General features: G+C 63.9%; 17 protein-coding genes, 1 tRNA gene and 2 pseudogenes. 12 read left to right on the top strand and 8 right to left on the bottom strand.

Annotated elements, in window-relative coordinates; genetic code table 11:
- Positions 1 to 97: 97 nt before the first annotated feature.
- From WT26_RS13430 to ompR, 4 genes are all read right to left on the bottom strand, one after another.
- Positions 98 to 625, bottom strand: a complete 528-nt coding sequence (locus tag WT26_RS13430) for a carboxymuconolactone decarboxylase family protein (protein WP_059662782.1) — start codon at positions 623 to 625, stop codon at positions 98 to 100.
- Positions 626 to 701: 76 nt separating this feature from the next.
- A complete protein-coding gene (locus tag WT26_RS13425) occupies positions 702 to 1,250 on the bottom strand; it encodes a peroxiredoxin (protein WP_006478563.1) in 549 nt (182 codons plus the stop codon).
- A gap of 189 nt (positions 1,251 to 1,439) precedes the next feature.
- Positions 1,440 to 2,801 (bottom strand): ATP-binding protein, encoded by a 1,362-nt coding sequence (locus WT26_RS13420; RefSeq protein WP_027787146.1) that lies wholly within the window; start codon positions 2,799 to 2,801, stop codon positions 1,440 to 1,442.
- 40 nt (positions 2,802 to 2,841) lie between these two features.
- Positions 2,842 to 3,576 carry a two-component system response regulator OmpR gene (gene ompR, locus WT26_RS13415; protein ID WP_006478565.1) on the bottom strand — a complete coding sequence of 245 codons (735 nt, stop codon included), beginning with the start codon at positions 3,574 to 3,576 and terminating at the stop codon, positions 2,842 to 2,844.
- 258 nt (positions 3,577 to 3,834) lie between these two features.
- Between ompR and WT26_RS13410 the strand changes: the two genes are divergently transcribed.
- The 3 genes from WT26_RS13410 (at position 3,835) to WT26_RS13400 (ending at position 7,027) form a co-directional block, all read left to right on the top strand.
- Positions 3,835 to 4,113, top strand: a complete 279-nt coding sequence (locus WT26_RS13410) for a hypothetical protein (RefSeq protein ID WP_069273086.1) — start codon at positions 3,835 to 3,837, stop codon at positions 4,111 to 4,113.
- A 144-nt stretch (positions 4,114 to 4,257) separates the two neighbouring features.
- Entirely contained in the window at positions 4,258 to 5,760 is a 1,503-nt protein-coding gene (locus WT26_RS13405) for a DUF1800 domain-containing protein (RefSeq protein WP_069273085.1), read from the top strand.
- Positions 5,761 to 5,812: 52 nt separating this feature from the next.
- Positions 5,813 to 7,027: a DUF1501 domain-containing protein gene (locus WT26_RS13400; RefSeq protein ID WP_069273084.1), complete on the top strand. Its 1,215-nt coding sequence runs from the start codon at positions 5,813 to 5,815 to the stop codon at positions 7,025 to 7,027.
- A gap of 7 nt (positions 7,028 to 7,034) precedes the next feature.
- Here WT26_RS13400 and hpnD read toward each other — a convergent pair whose 3' ends face one another.
- Complete coding sequence (gene hpnD / locus WT26_RS13395; RefSeq protein ID WP_069273759.1) at positions 7,035 to 7,868, bottom strand: presqualene diphosphate synthase HpnD; 834 nt, start codon at positions 7,866 to 7,868, stop codon at positions 7,035 to 7,037.
- Between the two features lie 226 nt (positions 7,869 to 8,094).
- Between hpnD and WT26_RS13390 the strand changes: the two genes are divergently transcribed.
- The 7 genes and pseudogenes from WT26_RS13390 (at position 8,095) to WT26_RS39055 (ending at position 12,631) form a co-directional block, all read left to right on the top strand.
- Positions 8,095 to 8,181 (top strand) — tRNA-Leu (locus tag WT26_RS13390).
- A 173-nt stretch (positions 8,182 to 8,354) separates the two neighbouring features.
- Positions 8,355 to 9,557 carry a tyrosine-type recombinase/integrase gene (locus tag WT26_RS13385; protein ID WP_069270258.1) on the top strand — a complete coding sequence of 401 codons (1,203 nt, stop codon included), beginning with the start codon at positions 8,355 to 8,357 and terminating at the stop codon, positions 9,555 to 9,557.
- A gap of 41 nt (positions 9,558 to 9,598) precedes the next feature.
- Entirely contained in the window at positions 9,599 to 9,880 is a 282-nt protein-coding gene (locus WT26_RS13380; RefSeq protein WP_059648060.1) for a type II toxin-antitoxin system HigB family toxin, read from the top strand.
- Positions 9,868 to 10,299, top strand: a complete 432-nt coding sequence (locus tag WT26_RS13375; protein WP_069273083.1) for a helix-turn-helix domain-containing protein — start codon at positions 9,868 to 9,870, stop codon at positions 10,297 to 10,299. Before WT26_RS13380 ends, WT26_RS13375 begins: the two co-directional genes overlap by 13 nt.
- Before the next feature lie 135 nt (positions 10,300 to 10,434).
- The gene (locus WT26_RS13370) at positions 10,435 to 10,692 is read left to right on the top strand and encodes a hypothetical protein (RefSeq protein WP_059648058.1); all 258 of its coding nucleotides are present in this window, start codon (positions 10,435 to 10,437) and stop codon (positions 10,690 to 10,692) included.
- A 1,005-nt stretch (positions 10,693 to 11,697) separates the two neighbouring features.
- Positions 11,698 to 11,988: pseudogene (locus WT26_RS35665) on the top strand (IS3 family transposase); the annotation flags it as partial.
- A gap of 254 nt (positions 11,989 to 12,242) precedes the next feature.
- A pseudogene (locus WT26_RS39055) lies at positions 12,243 to 12,631 on the top strand (DUF7079 family protein).
- 251 nt (positions 12,632 to 12,882) lie between these two features.
- Here the strand turns inward: WT26_RS39055 and WT26_RS13365 are convergent.
- From WT26_RS13365 to WT26_RS13355, 3 genes are all read right to left on the bottom strand, one after another.
- On the bottom strand, positions 12,883 to 14,085 hold the full coding sequence (locus WT26_RS13365; protein WP_069270257.1) for an IS4 family transposase: 1,203 nt from the start codon (positions 14,083 to 14,085) through the stop codon (positions 12,883 to 12,885).
- Between the two features lie 239 nt (positions 14,086 to 14,324).
- Positions 14,325 to 14,630, bottom strand: a complete 306-nt coding sequence (locus WT26_RS13360; protein ID WP_069270256.1) for an NIPSNAP family protein — start codon at positions 14,628 to 14,630, stop codon at positions 14,325 to 14,327.
- Positions 14,631 to 15,424: 794 nt separating this feature from the next.
- On the bottom strand, positions 15,425 to 15,964 hold the full coding sequence (locus WT26_RS13355; RefSeq protein WP_230461565.1) for a helix-turn-helix transcriptional regulator: 540 nt from the start codon (positions 15,962 to 15,964) through the stop codon (positions 15,425 to 15,427).
- 292 nt (positions 15,965 to 16,256) lie between these two features.
- Between WT26_RS13355 and WT26_RS13350 the strand changes: the two genes are divergently transcribed.
- Positions 16,257 to 16,445: a hypothetical protein gene (locus WT26_RS13350; protein WP_059820998.1), complete on the top strand. Its 189-nt coding sequence runs from the start codon at positions 16,257 to 16,259 to the stop codon at positions 16,443 to 16,445.
- Positions 16,446 to 16,457: 12 nt separating this feature from the next.
- Entirely contained in the window at positions 16,458 to 17,657 is a 1,200-nt protein-coding gene (locus WT26_RS13345) for a hypothetical protein (RefSeq protein ID WP_155123108.1), read from the top strand.
- The last annotated feature ends 22 nt before the right edge of the window (positions 17,658 to 17,679 follow it).

Genomic DNA, 17,679 nt, shown 5'->3' with positions numbered 1-17,679 from the left:
CGCTGCCATCGCTTGCGGAAATGAAAAACGCCACGCGAGGCCGGCCCGCGTGGCGTTTTTGCGTGTTGCGCGCGCCGTGCGGCTCGCGCGGCGCTGATTATTCGCCTTCGGCGGCGATCACCTGCGCGGCGGCGTTGATCACCGAGGCGATACGGCCGACGTCGCGCAGCTGCGTGACGCTCATCCCTTGCTCGTTCTTCAGCAGCGCATAGTGCGACTTCACGCAGAAGTGGCACTTGCCGACGATCGACGCGGCGAGCGCGTACATCTCGAACTTGCGCTTGTCGACGCCGCCGTGCGTCGCATACGCACCCATCCGCAGTTCGGCACGTTGCGTCTTCAGGTCGGCGTCGTCGGCCATCTCGACATACGGATACCAGGTGTTGTTCATCCCCATCAGCGCGGCCGCCGTCAGCACCGCATTCGTCTCTTCGGGCGACAGGACGCCGGCTTCGCGGATCGTCTTGACGAGCACCGTGCTCTTCGCCGCGATCGCCGCCGCCAGCGCGACGCCGACCGCGTCGGTGCCTTCGAGCGACGAGCGCGAGATCGTGCCGTCGAGATTCAGGCGAATGTCCTTCGCGTAGTCGGGGATACGTGCCTTAATCGAGTCGATGAATTCCATTGATATCTCCTATGGGTTGGCCGTTAAAAAAGCCCGCAGGCAGGACGTGCGCCGCGGGCTTCGTGCATCGATGCGCTTACAGCGTTGCGCCGCCGACTGCACGGTTGCACGGGCAGAGTTCGTCCGTTTGCAGGCCGTCCAGAATCCGCAGGACTTCTTCCGGGCTGCGGCCGACGTTCAGGTTGTTCACCGAAACGTGCTGGATCGTGTTGTCCGGATCGACGATGAACGTTGCACGCAGGGCCACGCCGGCTTCCTTGTCGCGCACGCCGAGCTGGTCGATCAGCTCGCCCTTGACGTCGCCGAACGAGTAGTGGTTCAGCTTGTCGAGATCCTTGTGCTCACGGCGCCATGCGAGCTTGACGAATTCGTTGTCCGAGCTGCCGCCCAGCAGGACGGCATCGCGCTCTTCGAACTGCTTCGTGAGCTTCGCGAATTCGACGATTTCCGTCGGGCACACGAACGTGAAGTCCTTCGGGTAGAAGTAGATGATCTTCCACTTGCCCGGGAACGACGCTTCGGTGACGGTCTCGAATGCCGACTGGCCGTTTTCTTCGTGGTTGTTGAAGCCCGGCTTCGCGGCCACGACGGTGAAAGCTTCGAGTTTATCGCCAACGGTTTTCATGCGGATACTCCTGTATGAGTTGGGAAGAAGACTAAGTCAAGCTACCTCGGTGCTGCAACGATGGTGTGACAGCATGGGCAAAACTATAACACTATTAACAAGGCGCTTCAATAGATTTTGACTAACAGTCTCCATAGTTTTTTTCAACCGGATCGATAGTGTGAAGGGCGGCAGGCGTACGCGAGCGCGTCACGCCGTCGCACGTGCCTTGCCGGCGCCAGGGAACTCGAGCGTGACTTCGAGGCCCGCGTCGGGGCTGCGGTTGCGCAGGCGCAGCGCACCGCGATAGCGGCCGACGAGGCGCAGCACGATCGCCATCCCGAGCCCCGTGCCGTCCGCCTTGGTGCGCGCCGTGTCGACGCGATAGAACGGCCGCATCACGAGCGGCAGCTGGTCCTCGGGGATGCCGGGGCCCTCGTCGCTCACCGACAGTTCGACGCGCGCGTGCGTCACGCGCGTCTCGAGCGTGATGCGCGACACGCCGTCGTCGCGGCTCTGGCCGTATTTGCGCGCGTTTTCGACGAGGTTGCCGATCACGCGGCGCATGTCGGTCTCGTCGGCTTCGATCACGGCGTTCGGCGCGAGCCGCGTGCGGATCTCGACGCCGTCCTCGCCCGACACGCGCGCGGCGACTTCGTGCGCGATCGACGACAGGTCGACCGGCTCCGGCTTGCGCTGGGTCGGACGCGCGTAGTCGATGAACGCCGCGATGATGCGATCCATTTGCTCGATGTCGTCGACCATCGCGTCCTTGGTCGCCTGGTCGGACGGGCTCATCTCGGTCTCGAGCCGCAGCCGCGCGAGCGGCGTGCGCAGGTCGTGCGAGATGCCCGCGAGCATCAGCGCGCGATCGGCCTCGAGCTGCTCGAGGTCGCGCACCATCTGGTTGAAGCTGCGGTTGGTGTCGGCTGCGACGCCCATCCCGCGCTCGGGCAGCGGGTCGGGCGCCTGCCCCGAACCGACCTGGCGCGCGACGAGCGCGAGCCGCGAGAACGGCCGGTTCACGAGGCTGGTGATGAACGCGGAGCCGAACAGCGACAGCGCGAGCGCGAACAACCCCCAGCCGGCCCACTGCAGGCCCGTGACGTTGTCGAGCTGGTCGCGGTCGAGCGCGACCCAGTAATCGTCGTCGTCGATCTTGAAGCTGATCCACACGCCGGGAATGTCGTTGACCGACTGTGCGATCACGGTATCGTCGCCGAGGCGGCTGCGGATATCGTGTTCGATCAGGCGGTTCAGCGATTCGTCGGGCTGCAGCTTGAACTTGTCGGTCTTTTCGCGCGGGTACACGCGCACGCCCTCGTTGCTCTCGAGATCCTGCAGCAGCGCGCGCCGCAGGTCGGGATCGGAATAGAGCAGGGCGGTGCGCGTGAGCTTCACGACCGCGACGAGCTGGAGAGCCACGCGCTGCGCGCGCGGCTCGCGCTCGATCACACGGAAGCTCTGGAACCACGCGGCGAGACTGACCGAGATCAGCAGCGCGATCAGCAGGAAGGTGCGCCAGAACAGCCCGCCGAACGCGAGCTGCAGGAGGCGCCGGTCGATACGCATGGGACGGGCCGTGGGCGGGCGAAACCGGAAAGGAAAAAGATCAGGCGGCGCCGTCCGGGATGAACACGTAGCCGAGGCCCCAGACGGTCTGGATGAAACGCGGGCTGCCCGGATCCGGTTCGATCAGCTTGCGCAGGCGCGAGATCTGCACGTCGAGGCTGCGGTCGAACACTTCGTATTCGCGGCCGCGCGCGAGCTCCATCAGCTTCTCGCGCGACAGCGGCTGGCGCGGATGGCGCGCGAATACCTTCAGCACCGAGAATTCGCCGGTCGTCAGTGGAATTTCCTGGCCGGATTTCGTCAGTGTGCGGGTCGCGAGGTTCAGCGAGAACTCGCCGAACTCGAACACCTCGGTGGTTTCCGACGGTGCGCCCGGCAGCTCGGCCGGCGCCTGGCGGCGCAGCACCGCATGAATGCGCGCGACGAGCTCGCGCGGGTTGAACGGCTTCGGCAGGTAATCGTCGGCGCCCATCTCGAGGCCGACGATGCGATCGACGTCCTCGCCCTTCGCGGTGAGCATGATGATCGGCGTGCGGTCGTTGCTGCCGCGCAGGCGGCGACAGATCGACAGGCCGTCTTCGCCCGGGAGCATCAGGTCGAGCACGAGCAGGTCGAAACGCTCGCGGACCCAGAGCTTGTTCATTGCGGTCGCGTTTTCGGCGACGTAGACATTGAAACCCTGCTCGCCGAGATAGCGGCGCAGCAGGTCGCGCAGGCGCGGGTCGTCGTCGACGACGAGAATCTTGGAGGGGTTTTTCGTTTCCATGATCGGCATCTTATCGCGAATGGGAATTGACGCACGGCCGCGTATTTTCGCGCGTTACAGTCGGTTACAAAATTTACCCGTAGTGTCGCGCCGAGTAAAGGCAGGCTATAGAGATTCCTTTACTCGAAGCCGAAATTCGGTAGATACTCCCCTGCACTCCATCATTCATCTTTGCACACCCGAATTCCGCAGGGTTTTTCAAGTACCAGAGGTAACCGGTTGCCGCGTGACGAAGGGAACAAATCGACCAAAGAAGCGAGGACGGTCATGCGATCTGCCCGGATTGCACTGATGCTGACGATCGCGCTCGCCGGTCCGTATGCGTCGAACTTCGCGTATGCGCAGCGCCCCGAGCAGGGGGCATCGTCGCGCAAGCTGCCGCGCGGCAAGGCGGCGCAGCAGGCCGACCGCGCCGATGCCGTTGCCCGTTCCGCCGTGCCTCCCGATCTCGAACAGCGCCGCCGCGACGGGCACATGACGCCCGAGGAGCGCCACCTTTTGCGCCAGCACATCGAGGACGCCGTTCGCGAGCTGTACAAGCGCTGAATCGCGCTGTTTCGCGCTGTTTCCGCCCGCCGCCGGAAGCCCGTCGCCGGAAAAATTCCGTAGCAATTTTGCAGTCAACTTTCGCTCACCGGATGCCGTTTAACCGGCACATGCGCGCATTGCGCGTTTCGGGAGTCCTTCACGATGAGTCGAGCGAACGCCGCTGCGCAGGCGCTGCCGCCTGCGATGCAAACGCCCCTCGAGGCGGATGATGCGCAGTTCTTCCTGAGTCGCACCGGCTTTACGCCGGCGCCCGCCGACGTCGCGCGCATCGTCGGCATGACGCGCGCGCAGGTCGTGGCCGACGCGCTCGGCAGTGTGCGGCGCGAGCCCGTCACGACGTGGCCGGACTGGATCGCCGAGTTGCCGCCGACGCGCGCGCAACGCCAGGCGCTGACCCCCGACATGCGGCGCGACGAGCAGCGCATGCGCAACCAGCGCTACGACGCATTGCGCGCGGCCTGGGTCAACGAGATGATCGTCACGCCGTCGCCGCTGACCGAGCGCATGACGCTGTTCTGGCACGGGCACTTCACGTCGGGGCAGGACAAGGTGCCTTACCCGCAGACGATGGCCGCGCAGAACGCGCTGTTTCGCCGCGAGGCGCTCGGCAACTTCGGCGTGCTGCTGCACGCGGTCGCGAAGGATCCGGCGATGCTTCAGTATCTCGATGGCGCGAGCAATCGCAAGGGCCGCCCGAACGAGAACTTCGCACGCGAGGTGATGGAGCTGTTCACGCTCGGCGAAGGGCATTACACGCAGTCCGACGTGACCGAAGCCGCGCGCGCGATGACGGGCTGGACGGTCGATCCCGACACGCTGCGCTTTGCCGTGCGGACCGAGTGGCACGACGCCGGGGACAAGACGATCCTCGGCGAAACGGGGCCGTTCGACGGCGACGGCTTTCTCGACATCCTGCTGAAGCGGCCCGGCACCGCGCGCTTCATCGCCGGCAAGCTGTGGCGCGAGTTCGTGTCGGATACGCCGGACGCAGGCGAACTGGAGGTGGTCGCCGAGCGGTTTCGCGCGAGCGGCTACGACATTCGCGCGGCGCTCGCCGCGCTGTGGTCGACCGACGCCTTCTGGGATCCGCGCAATCGCGGCGTGCTCGTCAAGTCGCCGGCGGAATTCGTCGTCGGCTCGGTGCGGCTGTTCGACGTTGCGTACGGCGATCCGCAGATGCTCGCGAACACCGTGCGCACGCTCGGGCAGAACCTGTTCTATCCGCCGAACGTGAAGGGCTGGCCGGGCGGCGCGCTGTGGATCAACAGCACCACGCTGCTCGCGCGCAAGCAGTTCGTCGAGCAACTGTTCCGCGCGACCGAGACGGCCGGCATGCGTCCCGCGACGCTCGGTGGAAGCGCCGGCGCGATGGCGGCGAAGGCCGGGGCAAGTCCCGGCGGGGTGGCCGCGATGGCCGGCGGCAACCCACGTGCGATGCCCGCGCGCGGCGGCCTGCGTTTCGACCTCGAACGCTGGCTCGCGCAATATCGCGCGCGGCCGCAGGCGATCGCGGGCTTGTCGACCGAGCTTCAGTTGCAGCACGCGGTGCTGCAGCTTTCGCCGGTCGCGGCGATCGACACGGATTCGACCGGCAGCGCGTATCTCAAGGCGCTGCTGATGGATCCGGCCTATCAACTGAAATGACGACGAGTCGCCGGCGCGGCACGCATGCGCGGCGCCCGGCAAAGGATTCACGATGAACCGACGCGATTTCCTCGCGCTCACCGGCGCTGCCGCGACGGCGGGCGTGTCGCTCTGGCAGCCCGGCGCGCTGGCGGCTCCGCTTGCCGCGACGAAGGCGCGCGCGGGCTATGCGAACGTGCTGGTCCTCGTCGAGCTGAAGGGCGGCAACGATGGCCTCAACACGGTGGTGCCGTATGCCGATCCGCTGTATTACCAGTTCCGGCGCAGCATCGGCATCAAGCGCGAGCAGGTGCTGCAACTCGACGCACACACGGGGCTGCATCCGTCGCTCGCGCCGCTGATGCCGCTGTGGCGCGACGGGCAGGTCGCGATCGTGCAGGGCGTCGGCTATCCGCAGCCGAACCTGTCGCATTTCCGCTCGATCGAGATCTGGGATACCGCGTCACGCTCCGACCAGTACCTGCACGAGGGCTGGCTCACGCGCACGTTCGCGCAGGCGCCGGTGCCGCCCGGGTTCGCGGCGGACGGCGTCGTGCTCGGCAGCGCCGAGATGGGGCCGCTCGCGAACGGCGCGCGCGCGATCGCGCTCGTCAATCCCGCGCAGTTCATCCGTGCGGCCCGCCTCGCCGAGCCCTCGTCGCTACGCGAGCAGAACCCCGCGCTCGCACACATCGTCGACGTCGAGAACGACATCGTGAAGGCCGCCGACCGGCTGCGCCCGCGCGGCGGGATGCGCGAATTCCGGACGGCCTTTCCGGCCGGCGCGTTCGGCACGTCGGTGAAGACCGCGATGCAGGTGCTGGCCGCGTGCGAAGCGTCCGGGCCCGGCGCGCAGGACGGTATCGCGGTGCTGCGCCTGACGCTCAACGGCTTCGACACGCACCAGAACCAGCCGGGGCAGCAGGCCGCGCTGCTCAAGCAGTTCGCGGAAGGGATGAGCGCGATGCGCGGCGCATTGCTCGAACTCGGGCGCTGGAACCAGACGCTCGTGATGACGTATGCGGAATTCGGGCGGCGCGTGCGGGAGAACCAGAGCAACGGCACCGACCACGGCACGGCCGCGCCGCATTTCGTGATGGGCGGGCGCGTGGCCGGCGGCCTGTACGGCGCCCCGCCGGCGCTCGGGCGGCTCGACGGCAACGGCAACCTGCCGGTCGCGGTCGATTTCCGGCAGCTTTATGCGACCGTGCTCGGGCCGTGGTGGGGGCTCGATGCGACGCGCGTGCTGCAGCAGCGCTTCGACACGCTGCCGTTGTTGAAGGCGTAGCGGAACGTCAACGGCGGCGCGCGGCGCGCCACGCGATCCACAGCTTGCGGATCGGTGTCAGTGCAATGCGCTGGTGCAGCACCTGGTAGCCGTCGCGCTCGATTTCGTCGAGCAGCGCGCCGGCCAGTGCGATCTGCGCGCGCAGCGTGCGCTGTGCGCGGCGCTCCGATGCGGGGATCGCCGCATCTGCGGCCGCAAGCGCTTCGCGTGCCCGTGCCGTCTGGAACTGCAGCAGCTCGGTGAACGCCGGGCTGTAGCGACGGTTCAGCAGGTCGGCCGCCGTCACGTTGTAGCGCTGCAGTTCGTCGATCGGCAGGTAGATGCGGCCGTGGCGCGCGTCGTTGCCGAGTTCCTGCACGAACTGCGCGAGCATCAGCGCGCGGCCGGCATCCGCGGCCCACGGCTGCGGGTCGGCCGGACGCGCGGCGCTCGCCCGCGCGACCAGCGACGCGAAGGTGCCGCCGACCTGCGCGATGTAGCGCTGCAGATTCGCGAAATCGAGGTAGCGCGCCTGTTCGAGATCCATCCCGTAGCCGTTGACGAGCGTGCGCAACGCGTCGGCTTCGGCGGCGATCGCGGGGTGATGCTGCGCGAGCGCCTTCGTGACCGGATGCGACGGCTGTCCGTCGGCCAGCGCCGCGAGTTCCTTGTGCCACCACGCGAGCTTCGTGTGTCCGACGGTCGGGTCGCTGGTTTCCTTGACGGTTTCCTCGAGTTCGCGGCGCAGCGCGAACAGCGCGGTCAGGCGCGGTTGCGTGGCGAGCGGCGCCTGACGCAGCGCGTAGTAGACGCTGGAGCCCGCAGGGGCGGCCTTTTGCTGACAGTAGTCGTCGAAGTTCACGGGCGGATTCGGGTCGGGGGCGGTATCGGGGGATGTGCGGTTGCGCACCGCCGGAAGCATCAAGCGCGGCATTCTAGCACCGGCGCGTGAACCTCGCCGGTCGATGCAGACAACGCCGCACGGATCGGGTAGAATCTCGCGCTCGCCTGATCGGGCGTGCCGGTTTTGCATGTCGGCACGACGGCCCGGGGCCGGTGCGCAATGCGCTGGCAGGTGATAGAGACACGCGTGAGTGGCGAAATTGGTAGACGCACCAGGTTTAGGTCCTGACGCCCGCAAGGGTGTGCCGGTTCGAGTCCGGCCTCACGCACCACATTTGCTCCCAAGCGTTTCCCCTCGTTGGCTAGAAAGCCCCGTTAGTCAAGGACTTGCGGGGCTTTTTGCTACCAGCGTTGCCAATCATTTTCAATTGGCGCCCACAAAATCAGGGACATCGTTGGGGGCAATTCTTCCTGATCAGGGGCATCGAAATGCCCCCATGCCAAAATGCCCCTTACCGATGTCGCCGTCCGGGCGGCAAAGCCCCGCGACAAGGCCTACAAGCTGGCCGACGGCCAGGGCATGTACCTCGAGGTCATGCCGAACGGCTCCAAATACTGGCGTCTGAAGTATCGCATCGACGGTAAAGAGAAGCGGATGGCCCTTGGGGGCTATCCGGCGGTGACCCTGCTGGCTGCCCGCAAGGCACGTGACGAGATCAAGGAGCAGTTGCGCGGTGGGCTCGATCCGTCACACGAAAAGAAACTGGCCAAGCTGCAGCGAAGTCTCAGCCGGGTGAATTCGTTCGAACCGGTTGCCCGGGAATGGCACGACAAGCGGAAGGAGGCATGGTCCGAGCGACATGGCGTCCGGATCATGAAGCTGCTCGAGCGCGAGATCTTTCCATCGCTGGGCGCTCGGCCGATCGACGAGATTTCGGCACCTGAGCTCCTGGAAGTGATCCGGAAGATCGAGGCGCGCGATGCGATCGAACTCTCGCACAAGGCGATCCAGGCGTGCAGCCAGATCTTCCGATACGCGATTGCGACTGGCCGGGCAGAGCGCGACCCGGCGCCAGATCTACGCGGTGCTCTGAAGACGCGCACCGTCGTTCACATGAAGCGCGTGAGCGAGGCCGAACTTCCCGAACTGATGCAGAAGATCGACGCGTACGACGGCGACTACCAAACCCGGCTGGCGCTGCAGTTCATGGCGCTGACATTCGTTCGGACGAGCGAGCTGCGGTTTGCCGAGTGGGGCGAGATCGACGAGAAAAAGAAGGAGTGGCGTATCCCGGCCGAGAAGATGAAGATGCGGGCGCCGCACATCGTGCCGCTGTCGAAGCAGGCGCTCGAAGTGGTCGCCAAGCTTCGGGAGGTGAACGGCAACAGCCAGTACTTATTCCCGAGCCGGTCCAGCCCCAAGAAGCCGATGAGCGAGAACACGATCCTGTATGCGCTGTACCGGATGGGCTACCATTCACGCATGACCGGGCACGGTTTCCGCGGCCTGGCGTCGACGATCCTGAACGAGCACAACTTCAACCGGGACTGGATCGAGCGGCAGTTGGCGCATAGCGAGCGCGACGGCGTCCGAGCAGCGTACAACCACGCCGAGTACCTGCCGGAGCGCCGGAAGATGATGCAATGGTGGGGGACTACCTCCAACAAAGGAATGACTCGGAGCGAAGCCAGGCTGTCTAATGTGTAACAACACTTGGTTGCAATCTCAATCTGAGATATTGTCGGTTCATGCGAGTCATCTCCAACAAAGCATTGACCGACTTCGCCACCAAGCATCCGGACGCTGGTGTGCCGCTCCAGATATGGAGGAAGACGATTGAGGCTGGAACGTTCGGTAGCTTTGCTGACCTGAAGAAAGCTTTCAATGCGACAGATAAGGTTGGAGCGTTCTACGTGTTCGATATCGGCGGTAATAAGTTCCGGATCATTGCCGCAGTGCACTTCAATGTGCAGAAGTTATATGTGCGTCATGTATTCACGCACAAGGAGTACAGCAAATGGAAGCCTTGAGCTTTACGCGGAATGACATCGAGGAACTGGCCGCGCATTTCGAGGCCATCTCCCAGAAGGTGCCGCTTCATCCAATCAATTCAGATCTCGAGTATGACTTTGCTGTGCGCGCCTTAAATGCTCTGCTCGATGCTGGCGCGGCTGACGAAGGGCATCGCCTCGCGCCACTCGCGGATACCTTGGGCGACTTCATTGGCGAGTATGACCAGGCGCATCATCAATTGCCGAATGCGGCCCCCGCCGATGTGCTCAAGTACCTCATGCTGGAAAACGACGTCCGCCAGGCAGACCTCCCGGAAATTGGCAGCCAAGGCGTAGTCTCGGAAGTCCTGAACGGCAAGCGAGAGCTGAATGTGCGGCAGATAACACAATTGGCTCGGCGGTTCAATGTGAGTCCCGTCGTATTCCTCCCGGACTGAATCACTCGTTATAGACGAAGCCCCGCCCCGAGCGGGGCTTTTCACATCCGCGGTCGTCGACGCGGTGCGCGCAATGTTGCGGCTACATCCCACGGGTGAGATGCTCAGGGGGAAGTGATTCTTGGAGAGCATCAAATGTCTATCGACGAGGGCCTGAGCTACGACGAACTCACGGTCCAGACTGAGCAAGTCATCAGCGCATTGCTTGCACGGTATGCCGTAGCTGCTGATCAGAACGCGCAACGGAAGCTGCGTGATCTCGCACACGGCGCGCTCGTTCTCTGGTCGACCCTTGCGTATCGGACTGCGCTGAAGATCGGCGAGGCGGACAGATATGTCGCTGACCAGGACCGGTTGAATGCGATGTTCCCCGAAGGTACGCTGAGCATCTGAAGAAGCGGGAGGCGAATGTCTCGTCGCTGACCCTGTACTCAGCGTTCGTCGACGAGCGCTTCTTCGAGCAGTACCCTCGGTGTCGGCAGTTCCTGGAACACTGGCTATGTTGCGTTCGTGCCGGCGGAGCGGCGCCGGCTGCGCACTATGCCATGCTAGCGAGGAAGCTCGCAGCAGCCCGCTTCACCAAGTAGCTCTGTAGCGTCGCGGCTTCGACCTCGGATAACGACAGCTCTATGTGGCCGCCACGCATCAGTACAAGGCGACCATCATTTGCGATGGCGCACGTGAAGACGCGAGGCGCTTCCGGCGCTGTGGGGTGCTTGGGATCTAACCTGCGAACACGTGCAGGCCGCTTCGATCTAGATTTCTTCGATCTCTTTTCCTGCGGTACATCGAAGATGCTGTTGCGAGAGCTAGGAGATTTCGCCAAAGGGATCACCTCGCTTGCATCGACGATGTTCTGATTGATGCGAGTAACCGCATCCGGTGGAACTTGGTCGGGAAGATAGTGCGCGTTGGTCGATTTCCCGTTCCTTATCAGCTATGCAACTACTGCATTCAATCGGTTGGATAGCCGGATTCTTAATCTGCTTCTGGCTTTGGATCGAATCGCTGGCTAGCGGAACGTTGGCTGGCGCTTTCTTCTCGTTGATCCCGTCATTTTTCATGGCCGTTTGCCTTATCTCAGCAATTCCGGGGGCTTGATCGAATCCTTCGCGCCGGAAAGTCTCGCGCGCGCGCACGCGCAAGAAAAGGCTCAGGCGAGAAGACGGGAGCGGATGAAATGGAACCGGAAAGTGGCCGAATCGGCCCCCGTCGGCGCCCCGAAAACACGCATCGGCCGCTCGGTCACAGCCGAGCCATCACCCGCTGCAATTGCATCAGCGACCACTCACCACCACGCGCTGTCTTGATGCCGAGTTTGTTCATCTCGTCGACCATCGCACGCTGAGACAGGCCGGCAGACCGAAAGCCGTTGATCACCTTCGATAGTGAGCCGGCAGTCACGAGTTCCAGCGCAGGCTGAATTCGTACGGCATGCGCTGCTCGATGAGCCGCAAGGGCAGTTGCTGGGATAACGCGCCAACGGAAAGCTTCTTCAACAGCCTGAAGAACGAGCGGGTACATCGCACGAGGTATCGCACGCATCGCGAAGCCGTGGCGGACCTGTTCGAATACATTGAAGTGTTTTATAACCGCAGTCGTCGTCATTCATCGCTTGGCTTCATGTCGCCAACTCAGTTTATGCAGGACTGGCTTGCGGCTCAGCGGACAAAGGATACGGCTGCATAACCCGGGCCGCTGGAAGGCGAAAGACCGAGGGAACCTCAATCGGATGACAAGGTTCAGGAGATCAACCGGCAGGGCTCGATTGTTGGTGGCTCATTGCTTGGCGGCGCACTCACGGGCGCAGCTGTGTCGATGGTTTGCGGTCCCGGTGCACCGATTTGTGCGTTCGTGTTGATTGCCGCTGGTAGCCTTGCAGGTGCACACTTGGCGGAGAAGGGAAATGAGCTGTATCAGGAAGAGTTGCGAGAGTTCATGAAATGGCAGATTCGATAGGCACAATCGAGCGACAGAATTGCTGGCTCACGATGTCGGACTTGTTCGTCGATAACGAGGTGGACTATAGGGGCATCGCAAACTCACTGGTTCAGCATTGTCCGAACATGACGGATGCGGAGTTGAAGCGAACCTACTTCGACGAGGTGGCCCCGTATTGGGCGGTAACGGATTGTCGCCGGCACCCGCAGTGTGGACCGGATTTGATGGGGACCAAGTACTGCGGGATATCAGTGGCTGGCTCGCACAGCAGCAGTCTTCGGCCTACTATCGCGCTACCGGTTGTGTGTGGCGGGGCATGTGCCGGCTGTTCTTCAAGTCGATATGGTCGGCACTGGAGCGAGAGTTGCTCGCGTCAAGACAAACTCGGTGACCAAAGTCGAGCGGAGCATGGGGACGCTGCCAAGCGTCCTTTCTTGCGTTGTTCTCAGACCTAAAGGCAATACTGTTCAGATAATAAGCGGAGTGGGCTGCTGTTTGCGGTGCAGTGCTTGGCCGCGACGGCGGATGCGGAAGTTGCTCATTTTGCGCTTGACCCCGCGCGGGTTACAGCGCCCGCGGCTGCTCACACAGCGGCCGCGGCTGATTTCGGCCAGCAGCGCGTCGCGCCATTTTTCCAGGCGCTCAGGGGGGAACGGCCGCGGCTTGCGGCAGTTTTCGCTTGATCACGCGCACGGCGTGCATGAAGCTCAGGCGATCCGGATCGAGCGCTTGCCGCCAGGCCGCTTGCGCCATGAGCTGGCGGATGGCGAAGTGCGCCAGCAACAGCCCCCACAGTTCCTGCTGCACCAGATCGGGGGTCTTGCTGCGCAGCACAGTGCTGGCGCCGCGCAGGTGCGTCTTGAATTCGTCGAACACGCCCTCGATTTCCCAGTGCTCGTGGTACAGCGCCGCCAGCTCCAAGGCCGGCGCCTGCTCGGCGTCGAGCAGGGTGGTGATCAATCGGTAGCTGGCTTCGGTGGCGGTGGCCGAATTCTGCAGCGCGTATTCGATGACGCGCACCGTGCGGCCGTGGCGCCGGGTGCGGTCGGCGCTGTCGTAGACCGTACTCAGGTATGAGCCGTCGGCCAGCACTTGCTGGGTCGATAGCTTGAGGGTGGAGCTCACGCGCCAAACGAGCGCCGCGCCGCTGTTGGCGGCCAGGCACCACAGCTTGAAGCTGTAAAAGCCCCGGTCGGCCAATACCAGCATGTCCGGCTGCAGCCAGCCGGGCAGCGCTTCGGCGGCCATCGCCTTCTCGCTGCGCGCATATGGCGCGATGTCGGCCGCCACGATGGCGTGCGTACCGCACTCGACCAGGCCAAGCAAGCGCGCTTGCGGGAAAGCGCTTTGTCCGCGCGTGGCCGTGGGGTAGCCGAAGAACTTGGCGTTGGCGCGCTCGTCGGCCACGTCCAGACAGCTCCCGTCCAACGCCATCACACGCCGCTGCCGATACCACGCTCCTGGCGCGCCCGCTGGCGCCAGCGGGCGCAGCACGCGCTGCGCCAGGTGGCGCATCACATCGGGCCCCAAGCGGGTGCGCGCCTGCGAGATCGCGGATTTACTGACCTGCACTGCCTCGGTCTGATCTGCGCCACCCAGCCATTGCAGCCCCTCGCACACCACGCGCAGCACCTCTTCCAGCGGAGCCTCGCGCCACAGCGCCAGCGCCATCACGTAGTACACCACCGCAGGCGCGGGCAGCCGCCGCTCGCGCTGGCTGGCTTTGCCGGTCTCGGCGAGTATTGCTTCAATCAGCGGGCGCGGGCATGCCGCGGCCAACACCCCGGCGCTGATCAGGTGCGCTACATCAACCCGAGCCGGCAGCGCCTTGCGTGTTCGTGCCATCGATTCCGTCCGTAGTGGAGATGAAATCGAATTATCGCAGCGAAATTTCTATCTGAACAGTATTGGACCTAAAGGTGCTTTGGCTGTCCGAGTTTACCAGTCGCCCTGACGGGCAAGCGCGAAGTTTGTTTCGGTCCGCTGCCGGAGATGACGACCGGCGGCTGCCGGCCAGTTCCGGTCATTGACCGTGACGATAGCTCGGTCGCTTGGGCGACTTATGTGCTGATGTTAGCCGACGTTTAGCTGAGCACTGGACGGAAGAAGCTGCGCTCATAGCTGATGACGCATCGAGTTTCATCAGCGTATTTGAACGCCGCGATGCAGTCCGGATCGGATTTGGATCGGCTCCGATATTCTTCGTACGCAGCCAGACTGGCAAATGAAAACAGTGCCAAGGCGATGTTGTTCGCACCCTCGCTTGGCAAGAAGTAGCCGTGATGTTGACCACCGAATTTCTGGACGAGGGGAATCCACATCTTTCCGTATGTTTCGAATTCGTCCAGTTTCGTGGCGTCCACAACGTACCGTACGTAGCAAGTAATCATCGCAAGAGCAAAAGAAAAGGAAGGGGACGAGGCTACGTTATTTTTCCAAAGCTCGTCAACACGAACTGAATTTGCTGATCCTTGCAAATCCGGATTCCGCTGCGATGACCGCTACACCCTGAAAGCCGCCGAAGACGTCACGCTTCTTCGATCGTCAGCTCCGGGTCGATCAGAGCCGACCGCGTCAGGCACAGGTCGGCCACTTTCAGTCATGCGACTCCCTCAGGAGACAAAGGCAGACGTGAAGTCACCGGCTATGACCGCAGATGAATGCACCGCCTTTGCCGTTGCAAAAATTCACGCCTTGCCAGTGGAATTGGCTGAGCCCGAGTATCATTAGCAACACGCTCAGTATCAATAGAAGCACAAGCCCTTTATTCATCTGACTCTCGAAGCAGACGCGATACGGCATTTTAGCTCGTAATAAATGACCGCTTTAGGCAAGTTCAAACGTCTCCTTCGGGTCGGTAACGGCCCGTCGTTGAAAGGTGTGGCGTAGGTCTGGGCGTAGGTTTATGCGCCGGACCTTATCAGATAAGACGCAGGTACTGCTGCGTCATAAGTGATTGGCCGGTTCGATTCCTGTCACGGGAATCATGCACGGCATGTCAAAGTTACTTGGAGTCGACAGCAGCAATTTTTTTGCAATCTACGCATCTTCTACGCATAACCTCGCATGATTGCCTCCGGACGGGTGAGGGGGAGCCCGGCCTCACGCACCACATACAGTTCCGCCCCGCCCCGGAACATGCAAAAAACCCGCGACAGCCGACGCCTCGCGGTTTTTTTCATTTTCACTCCCTGAACGGCGCGTCCGCATTGAACGTCTTCATGAAGCGAAACACCAATGCGGCGCGTGACCGCACCCCCAGCTTCGCGTAGATCGTTTTCAGATAAGAGCGCACGGTGAACTCGCTGATATGCAGGCGATCGGCAATCTGTTTGGTCAGGAAACCCATGCAGACCAACTGAACCACCTGCATTTCACGGCTGCTCAACAGCCGGCCGATGTCGATGCCTGACGGATTGTCGCCGGGCGGCGCGGCATCCCGGCGGCGGCGTGCTTCGGCCACCAGCACGTAGCGGTGCCCCTCGAATTCGAAGCGGACGATTTCACCTTCCGCACCGGCCGAGCGCGTGCCGTTCGTCTCGTCGATATCGCAATCGACTGGCCCGGCGCCGTCGGCGAGCAGCACACGGCACTTGCGTCCCGCGAGTTCGACTTCGCCGATCTCCCGGCCGGCGAACGGCCGTTGCGCCCCGGCTGTCGGCCGGTCGATCCAGAGCCTGCTCGCGTCGGGCAACCGCTCGTCATCGGGTTGAGATACCGGCACGGAATGGCTCCCCCACGTTGTTTGCCGGGCCCGCCGCCGCATGACTCTGCGCAACCCGTGAAGCACTGCATTCGTCACCCGATCTGCCGAGTCGGCGCGTCCTCGCGACAGGCGCGGCGCAGTCTCCGGAATTCGCGGTCCTGAGCAACGGGCAAGCGGAAACGATCCGTGGTCGGTCGCGCGCGACCCGTTCGGCCTTCCGTCGATGGAGCCTCGAACGCGCGACGGTTTTCGCTGTTGCGATGCACTTGTTCGCCGCGGCTGCGACCTCTCCGTTGTGGCACAAGGTCAGATGAAATTCAAGGCCGGCATCGCGCCACAAACGCGCTACCCCAAATGGGTCAAGCCGGTGAATGGCGAGCGTTCGTACGTACTTCTTCGGCGTCGCCTTAATACGCTTGTCCGCGCGAGTCAGCGCAACGAGACGAATGCGATCGAATCGACCGCAACGGGCGATTCGCGTACGCAGGCGCTCCACTAGAGTGGGGTCAACGTGTCGGTCGACCATGCGCCGGTTGCACTGCACGCCGGATTTCCTGCTGTCCCGAATCGATCGCGGAGCAATGCAATGGATGAGCCCTTCGATGGCGACGTGGCGGACGAAGCCGACACGACCGACGAGACGGATGCCTTCGAGCGTTTCGACGAGCAGAGCGCCGACGCGTCATTCGGCGACGAATCGTTCGACGAAAGCGGCGATTTCGCCGTTGATGCGCAAGAGAGCGATGCGGGCGAGGACCTGGCTGACGACGTGGATGGCGTCGACGACATGGCGCTTTGGAGCGCATTCGAAGAAGAGCTGGCCGACGGACTAGACGCGGCGGACGACGATGAATTCATCGGACGATTGCTGGGCGGCATCGGGCGTGCGGCCGGCGTGGTCGGCCGCGGGCTGGGCAGGGCGGCAGGCGTCGCAGGGCAGGTCGGCGCGCTCGCCCGGCGCACGGACGACGTCGCGGGCCGGATCGGCAGCGTCGCGGACGCCGTTTCGCCGGCGGCCGTTGCGCTGGCGAGGCTGGCGCGCGTCGCAGGGGCGCCAGCCGCGGCTGACATGCTCGGCCATGCCGGGCAAGTCGCGCGACGTGTCGGTCGCGCCGCGCGTCAGACCCGGCGTGCGGCCGGCTCGCTCGGCCAGGCGGCGGGCGGGGTTCAGGGCCTGTTCGGGCAGATCAGCCAGTTGTTGAGCCGGAGCGCAGGCGCGGACGAAGCCTTCGATGCGCTGGCCGACCTCTACGTCGACGACGGCGTCGACGAAGCCTTACCCGCGATGATCGGCCTGGCGGCTCGCGCCGCTGTGCGCGGGCTGGGCTTTCGAAACGCCGCACAACTGTCGGCCGCTGCGCGCCGCGCGCTGGTGCGAGGCGTCGCGGCCGCGGCGCGCGAACTGGCGAGGTCGCGCTGGCCGCATGCAATGCGCGCGTTGCCGCGCCTGACGCACTCCGCGGGCGCGGCGGCGCAACGCCAGCTGCCGACGCCGCAGCAAGCCGTGCGGCTCGTCCGTCGCGAGCTGCCGCGCGCCGCCCGGCAGCTCGCACAGAATCCGCGCCTGATCCGCAGCGCGGTCCAGCGGGGCGCCCCGCGCCCGCTCGTGTGTCCCGCGGACACGGGACACGGGTTGCGGAGCGAGCGCATCGGCCGGAGCCGAAGTTTCCATATCGACGGCCCGGTCACGCTGACGATCACCTCTCACTGACGCTTGGCGCTGAAAGGAGCAC

Origin of the sequence: Burkholderia cepacia (assembly GCF_001718835.1) — a bacterium.
In the GTDB taxonomy this organism is placed as follows: domain Bacteria; phylum Pseudomonadota; class Gammaproteobacteria; order Burkholderiales; family Burkholderiaceae; genus Burkholderia; species Burkholderia cepacia_F.
The sequence above is the reverse complement of the archived record's forward strand: the minus strand, read 5'-3'. Positions and strand labels throughout refer to the sequence as shown.

What these genes read in the sequence shown, in the direction of transcription:
- WT26_RS13425 (WP_006478563.1), bottom strand. Translation starts at nt 1,250, where the DNA reads ATGAAAACCGTTGGCGATAAACTCGAAGCTTTCACCGTCGTGGCCGCG.
- WT26_RS13365 (WP_069270257.1), bottom strand. Translation starts at nt 14,085, where the DNA reads ATGGCACGAACACGCAAGGCGCTGCCGGCTCGGGTTGATGTAGCGCAC.
- WT26_RS13350 (WP_059820998.1), top strand. Translation starts at nt 16,257, where the DNA reads ATGAAATTCAAGGCCGGCATCGCGCCACAAACGCGCTACCCCAAATGG.
- WT26_RS13405 (WP_069273085.1), top strand. Translation starts at nt 4,258, where the DNA reads ATGAGTCGAGCGAACGCCGCTGCGCAGGCGCTGCCGCCTGCGATGCAA.
- WT26_RS13370 (WP_059648058.1), top strand. Translation starts at nt 10,435, where the DNA reads ATGTCTATCGACGAGGGCCTGAGCTACGACGAACTCACGGTCCAGACT.
- WT26_RS13380 (WP_059648060.1), top strand. Translation starts at nt 9,599, where the DNA reads ATGCGAGTCATCTCCAACAAAGCATTGACCGACTTCGCCACCAAGCAT.
- WT26_RS13430 (WP_059662782.1), bottom strand. Translation starts at nt 625, where the DNA reads ATGGAATTCATCGACTCGATTAAGGCACGTATCCCCGACTACGCGAAG.
- WT26_RS13400 (WP_069273084.1), top strand. Translation starts at nt 5,813, where the DNA reads ATGAACCGACGCGATTTCCTCGCGCTCACCGGCGCTGCCGCGACGGCG.
- WT26_RS13420 (WP_027787146.1), bottom strand. Translation starts at nt 2,801, where the DNA reads ATGCGTATCGACCGGCGCCTCCTGCAGCTCGCGTTCGGCGGGCTGTTC.
- WT26_RS13375 (WP_069273083.1), top strand. Translation starts at nt 9,868, where the DNA reads ATGGAAGCCTTGAGCTTTACGCGGAATGACATCGAGGAACTGGCCGCG.
- ompR (WP_006478565.1), bottom strand. Translation starts at nt 3,576, where the DNA reads ATGCCGATCATGGAAACGAAAAACCCCTCCAAGATTCTCGTCGTCGAC.
- WT26_RS13360 (WP_069270256.1), bottom strand. Translation starts at nt 14,630, where the DNA reads ATGATTACTTGCTACGTACGGTACGTTGTGGACGCCACGAAACTGGAC.
- WT26_RS13410 (WP_069273086.1), top strand. Translation starts at nt 3,835, where the DNA reads ATGCGATCTGCCCGGATTGCACTGATGCTGACGATCGCGCTCGCCGGT.
- WT26_RS13385 (WP_069270258.1), top strand. Translation starts at nt 8,355, where the DNA reads ATGCCCCTTACCGATGTCGCCGTCCGGGCGGCAAAGCCCCGCGACAAG.